Source organism: Halomonas sp. BC04 (assembly GCF_000568385.1).
In genome coordinates this window covers 1-5,048 of the sequence record NZ_AZQX01000179.1, presented here as the reverse complement: position 1 = coordinate 5,048, position 5,048 = coordinate 1, and the positions used below count along the sequence as shown (strand labels likewise).

Annotated in this window: 6 protein-coding genes and 1 pseudogene; 5 read left to right on the top strand and 2 right to left on the bottom strand. The window is 62.6% G+C overall.

The features are described from left to right. A partial coding sequence (locus Q427_RS12970) for a GPO family capsid scaffolding protein (RefSeq protein WP_051496348.1) occupies window positions 1–751 on the bottom strand: 751 nt, incomplete at its 3' end. Window positions 752–902: 151 nt separating this feature from the next. Here Q427_RS12970 and Q427_RS36900 point away from each other — a divergent pair. From Q427_RS36900 to Q427_RS12955, 5 genes and pseudogenes are all read left to right on the top strand, one after another. Further along, window positions 903–1,981: pseudogene (locus tag Q427_RS36900) on the top strand (terminase large subunit domain-containing protein); the annotation flags it as partial. A gap of 18 nt (window positions 1,982–1,999) precedes the next feature. Further along, the gene (locus tag Q427_RS36895; protein WP_442905486.1) at window positions 2,000–2,680 is read left to right on the top strand and encodes a phage terminase large subunit family protein; all 681 of its coding nucleotides are present in this window, start codon (window positions 2,000–2,002) and stop codon (window positions 2,678–2,680) included. Further along, on the top strand, window positions 2,677–3,732 hold the full coding sequence (locus Q427_RS12960; RefSeq protein WP_051496347.1) for a phage portal protein: 1,056 nt from the start codon (window positions 2,677–2,679) through the stop codon (window positions 3,730–3,732). Before Q427_RS36895 ends, Q427_RS12960 begins: the two co-directional genes overlap by 4 nt. A 123-nt stretch (window positions 3,733–3,855) precedes the next feature. Continuing rightward, a complete protein-coding gene (locus Q427_RS35320; protein ID WP_197030630.1) occupies window positions 3,856–4,008 on the top strand; it encodes a DNA adenine methylase in 153 nt (50 codons plus the stop codon). Further along, on the top strand, window positions 3,999–4,616 hold the full coding sequence (locus tag Q427_RS12955; RefSeq protein ID WP_197030629.1) for a DNA adenine methylase: 618 nt from the start codon (window positions 3,999–4,001) through the stop codon (window positions 4,614–4,616). The genes Q427_RS35320 and Q427_RS12955 overlap by 10 nt, the downstream gene beginning before the upstream one ends. 19 nt (window positions 4,617–4,635) lie before the next feature. Here the strand turns inward: Q427_RS12955 and Q427_RS12950 are convergent. Then, on the bottom strand, window positions 4,636–5,048 hold a 413-nt coding region (locus tag Q427_RS12950; RefSeq protein WP_043514492.1), incomplete at its 5' end, for a hypothetical protein.

Below are 5,048 nucleotides of genomic sequence, written 5' to 3'. Positions count from 1 at the left end.
GGGTGTTGTCGAGCTTTGAGTAGAGCGCGTCGAAGCGGCCCTTCAGCTCGTCGTGTGCTGCCTGCAATTCGCTGAAGGCGGCAGCGGTGGGGCGGCCGGCGAGATCGTCGGCTAGCGCACTGTGCCGCTGTACGAACAGGCCCAGGGTCTGCTCGAGGTCGGTGCGGAAGGCGGCGAAATGCTTGTCGCTCTTGGCATCGTGTTTCTTGAACAGCGCCGCGACGCGCTCCATCAGGCTGGGCCCATCGTCGGCGGGCGGTTCCTCGCTGAAATCGAGCTCGGTTTCCACGGCAGCGGTGAAGACGTTGTGCGCCGACTGCTTGCGCCGGGCCAGAGGGGATGCCTCGCCCTGCTGCGCGCTGAACTTGAGCATTTCGGTGCCCAGGCTCGCGGGGCTGTCGGTGACGGCCAGGCCGACCAGGTAGGCTTCACCGGTGTCGGCGAATTCGGGATCCACCTCGATGGAGGTGTAGATCTTCTGGCGTTGCCCGTTGATCTCCTTGAGCTTGTCGGTGGGGTTGATATCGGCGAACAAGGCCAGCTTGCCGTCCACCTCCTCGGCTTTCAGGGCGGTCACGTCGCCCAGGGCAGGGAAGGCGCCGTCGGCAAACATGCTGCGCATGTGCTCCATCCAGACGCGGGCGCCGTAGAGCTTCGGGTCGAAATTCTTGGCCATCTGCTCGATCCACTTGCGCGAGATCGTGCGGCCGTCGGTAGTGGCGCCTTCGGTGGCGACTTTGAACCAGGGCATGGGGCGGTCCTCGGACTATGCGGGCGTCGATGCTGTCGTGCCGTCAGGTTCCGCGTGCGCTGCGCCGGGCTCAATTCATCCGGCGTGTACGGCTTCCCCGGTACATGACCTGTGCCGATAAGCCACGCGGGCGCGCGGGTAGGCTGGCCGCATGACGACCATGCCCCCCGACACCCTGGATTCGCCGCGCATCACTGCCCGACACCTGTACTGGCAGGGATGGCGCATCGCGCGTATCAGCGAGTTCATCGGCGAGAAGCCGGCGACGGTGCACAGCTGGAAGCGTCGCGACGCCTGGGAAGAGGCCACGCCGACCGAACGGGTGGAGGGTGCGCTGGAGGCGCGGCTGGTCCAGCTGATCGCCAAGCCGGAAAAGGAGGGGCGGGACTTCAAGGAGATCGACCTGCTGGGCAGGCAGATCGAGCGGCTGGCCCGGGTGCACCGGTACCAGGAGACGGGGCGCGAGTCGGACCTGAACCCCAATATCAATGCCCGCAACGAGGCGCCGCGCCCCCGGAAGCAGAAGCGCAACTTCCTCGACGAAGCGCAGATCGAGCAGCTGAAGGCGGCGTTTCTGGAGGGGGCTTTCGCCTATCAGCAGCACTGGTATGAGGCTGGGCAGAAGCACCGCATCCGCAACATCCTCAAGAGCCGGCAGATCGGCGCCACCTTCTTCTTCGCCCGCGAGGCGATCGTCGATGCGCTCGAGCACGGCCGCAACAAGATATTCCTCAGTGCCTCGAAGGCCCAGGCCCACATCTTCCGCAGCTATATCGTCCAGTTCGTCAAAGAGGTCTGCGACGTCGACCTCAAGGGCGATCCGATCATTCTCGACAACGGTGCCGAGCTGCACTTCCTGGGCACCAACTCGAAGACGGCGCAGGGCTACCACGGCGACGTGTACCTGGATGAGTACTTCTGGATTCATCGCTTCCAGGAGTTCCGGAAGGTCACCTCCGGCATGGCCATGCACAAGAAGTGGCGGCAGACCTACTTCTCCACGCCCTCGAGCCTGGGCCATGAGGCTACCCGTTCTGGAGCGGTGAGCTGTTCAATGCGCGGCGCCCCAAGGCCGAGCGCCAGGAGTTCGACGTCAGCCATGCCGCGCTATCGGCCGGTGCACTTTGCCCGGACGGCCAGTGGCGGCAGATCGTCACCGTAGAGGACGCCATTGCCGGCGGCTGCGATCTGTTCGACCTGGACCAGCTGCGTCTCGAGTACAGCGTCGACGAGTTCAACAACCTGCTGATGTGCCAGTTCGTCGACGACAGCCAGAGCGCCTTTCCGCTCGCGCTCGTTCACCCCTGCATGGTCGACAGCTGGGAGGAGTGGGACGACTACCGGCCGTTCGCCCCGCGTCCAGTGGGCGACCGCGGGGTGTGGATCGGCTACGACCCCACCGGGACCGGCGAGGACGGCGACGGCGCCGGCCTGGTGGTGGTACTGCCGGCCCGCACTCGGGATGAGAAGCACCGGGTGCTCGAGCGGCACCGGCTCAAAGGCGAGGACTACGAGGCCCAGGCGGCATTCATCAAATCGTTTCGCGAGCGGTACCGCATCGAGCATATCGGCATCGATGTCAGCGGGCTGGGCGAGGCGGTGGCCGAGCACGTCGAGAAGTGGTTCCCCACCCTGGTGCGCTACCGCTACGACGTCACCCTCAAGTCCACCATGGTCATGCAGGCCCAGCAGATCATGCGCAAGCATCGGCTCGAGTTCGACGCCGGCTGGGCCGACATGGCGCAGTCGTTCATGGCGATCAAGCGCGAGCTGACACCCAGCGGCAGGCAGTTCACCTACACCAGCGGGCGCAGCCGCGCCACCGGCCACGCCGACCTGGCCTGGGCAACCATGCACGCCCTGCACAACGAACCGATCGACGGCCCGGCCGAGGAAGGCATGGGCTCCATGATGGAGATCTACGAATGAGCGAGACCACCGCAAGCAAGCCACGCATTCGCGTGCCGGCGTATACCCCAGAGGGCGGCGCGGGTCGGATGGAGGCCTTCAGCTTCGGGGATCCCGAGCCGGTCACCAGCCTGCGCGATATCTGGTACGAAGGGGTCTGGCTCTCGCCCGACGAGTGGTATGAGCCGCCCATTCCGCTATCGATCCTGGCCAAGAGCTACCGTGCCACCGCCCACCACGGCTCGGCGATGCAGGTGAAGCGCAACATCCTGCTCAGAACCTTCGAACCCCACCCGCTTTTGAGCAGGCAAGTGCTCAGCGGCCTGGCGCTGGACTATTTGGTATTCGGCAACGGTTACCTCGAGGATGTGAGAGGGCGCCTGGGCCGCCGGTTGCCGTTCCGGCACTTGCGGGCCAAATACATGCGGCGAGGAGGGCTGCAGGGCGAGCGCTACTGGTGGGTGCCCAACTACATGGACCGTGAAGAACTCCCCCGGGGGCGGGTGATCCATCTGCTCGAGCCGGATATCGATCAGTCGATCTACGGCGTACCCGACTATATCGGCAGTTTGCAGTCGGCTTGGCTCAACGAATCGGCGACCTTGTTCCGACGCCGCTACTACCTCAACGGCAGCCACGCCGGCTTCATCCTCTATGTGAACGACCCCGCCCAGGACCAGAAGGACATCGATGCCGTGCGCCAGGCCCTCAAGGACAGCAAGGGCCCGGGCAACTTCCGAAACCTGTTCCTCTACTCGCCGAAGGGCAAGAAGGACGGCGTGCAGGTGATCCCCGTCAGTGAGGTGGCCGCCAAGGATGATTTCTGGAACATCAAGAACCTCACCCGCGACGACCAGCTCGCCGGCCACCGGATCCCCCCGCAGCTGATGGGCATCGTGCCGACCAATACAGCTGGCTTCGGTGACGTCGAGAAGGCGGCCAGGGTCTTCGTTGCCAACGAGCTCGAACCTCTCCAGGAGAGCCTGAAGGAGATCAACGAGATCACCGGCGAAGAGATCGTCAGGTTTCGGCCGTACACATTGGATGCTGAGCCGAACGACACAGCCGCATAGAAATCGCCCGGGCATGGCCCGGGCGAGTGTCACTCGTATCGTCCTTGATATCAGGGAGCGTCCCGGCCCCCAAGCGACAGGAGCATAGTAACCAAAAGCTGTATAAATGAACAGGTATCAAGGATGACGAACAAGCCGATACTCCCATGGATGGGAGGCAAGCGACGCCTGGCCAAACAGATTATTCCGCTGTTCCAGGAGCATACCGCCTACGTGGAGCCGTTCTGCGGTGGCGCCGCGGTTTTCTTCATGAAAGCGCCCAGCCAGTGGAGGTGATCAACGATGTCCACGGCGAGCTGGTCAATCTGTATAGGGTGGTCAAGCATCACCCCGACGAGCTGGTGCGCCAGTTCCGTTGGGGGTTGGTGAGCCGCGAGGAGTACCTGACCCAGCGCGATGTAGACCCCCGCCACCTGACCGATATCCATCGAGCTGCCCGGTTCTTCTACCTGCAGAAGCTGGCCTTTGGCGGCAAGGTATCGGGACAGTCCTTCGGTACCTCTGCCACCTCCGCCCCCAGGCTTAACCTACTGCGAATCGAGGAGGACCTCAGTGCCGCCCACCTGCGCCTGGCACGCACGGTAGTGGAGCACCTGGACTGGGCCGAGTGCGTCAGGCGTTACGATCGCCCGGGCACGCTCTTCTATCTGGATCCGCCTTACTGGGGGACAACTGGCTACGGGGCCGACTTCGGCCTCGAGCAGTATCACGAGATGGCCGACCTGGCTCGCCAGGCCGAGGGGCAGGTCGTCATCAGCGTGAACGACATTCCAGAGATGCGTGAGGCCTTCGAAGGGCTGACGATCCACTCCACCAGCATCCGTTACACCGTCGGCCGGGAGTCGACCGGTCACCGAGGTGAGCTGATCATCACCAACCGCTAACCCGACAGAGCTAACGCCATCACAGCCGCCCCATGCTGGGCGGCTTTTGGGTTAGGTATAACCCAATCATGCAAATCCCCAACCCAGCATTGATTGCAAATAAGATATTACCCCATGAGCTGGCTGATTGGGTGAGGGTTCTGAAGCCATGTGGGTCCAATTTGCCTGCATCGAGTAATGCTGCGTAGTAGTGCTCAAAACCCAAGAATAATCGCTGGTTCATAAATGCTAACCCCAAAGAAATAAAACCAATCAGCAGGTTGCTGAATCTCCACGGCTCTCCCCGTGAAGTGATAGCCATCAACAGAAAGGTAACAGCGGGATAGATTCCAAACGCTATAGCAGTTTTGTCTAAAAATGCCGTTTCTAACATGGCGATTCTCCGAAGGGGGCGCTCTGTATATTTTACTAAATTTGTAATGCTAAATGTTG

What these genes read in the sequence shown, in the direction of transcription:
- Q427_RS36895 (WP_442905486.1), top strand. Translation starts at nt 2,000, where the DNA reads ATGTGCCAGTTCGTCGACGACAGCCAGAGCGCCTTTCCGCTCGCGCTC.
- Q427_RS12960 (WP_051496347.1), top strand. Translation starts at nt 2,677, where the DNA reads ATGAGCGAGACCACCGCAAGCAAGCCACGCATTCGCGTGCCGGCGTAT.
- Q427_RS35320 (WP_197030630.1), top strand. Translation starts at nt 3,856, where the DNA reads ATGACGAACAAGCCGATACTCCCATGGATGGGAGGCAAGCGACGCCTG.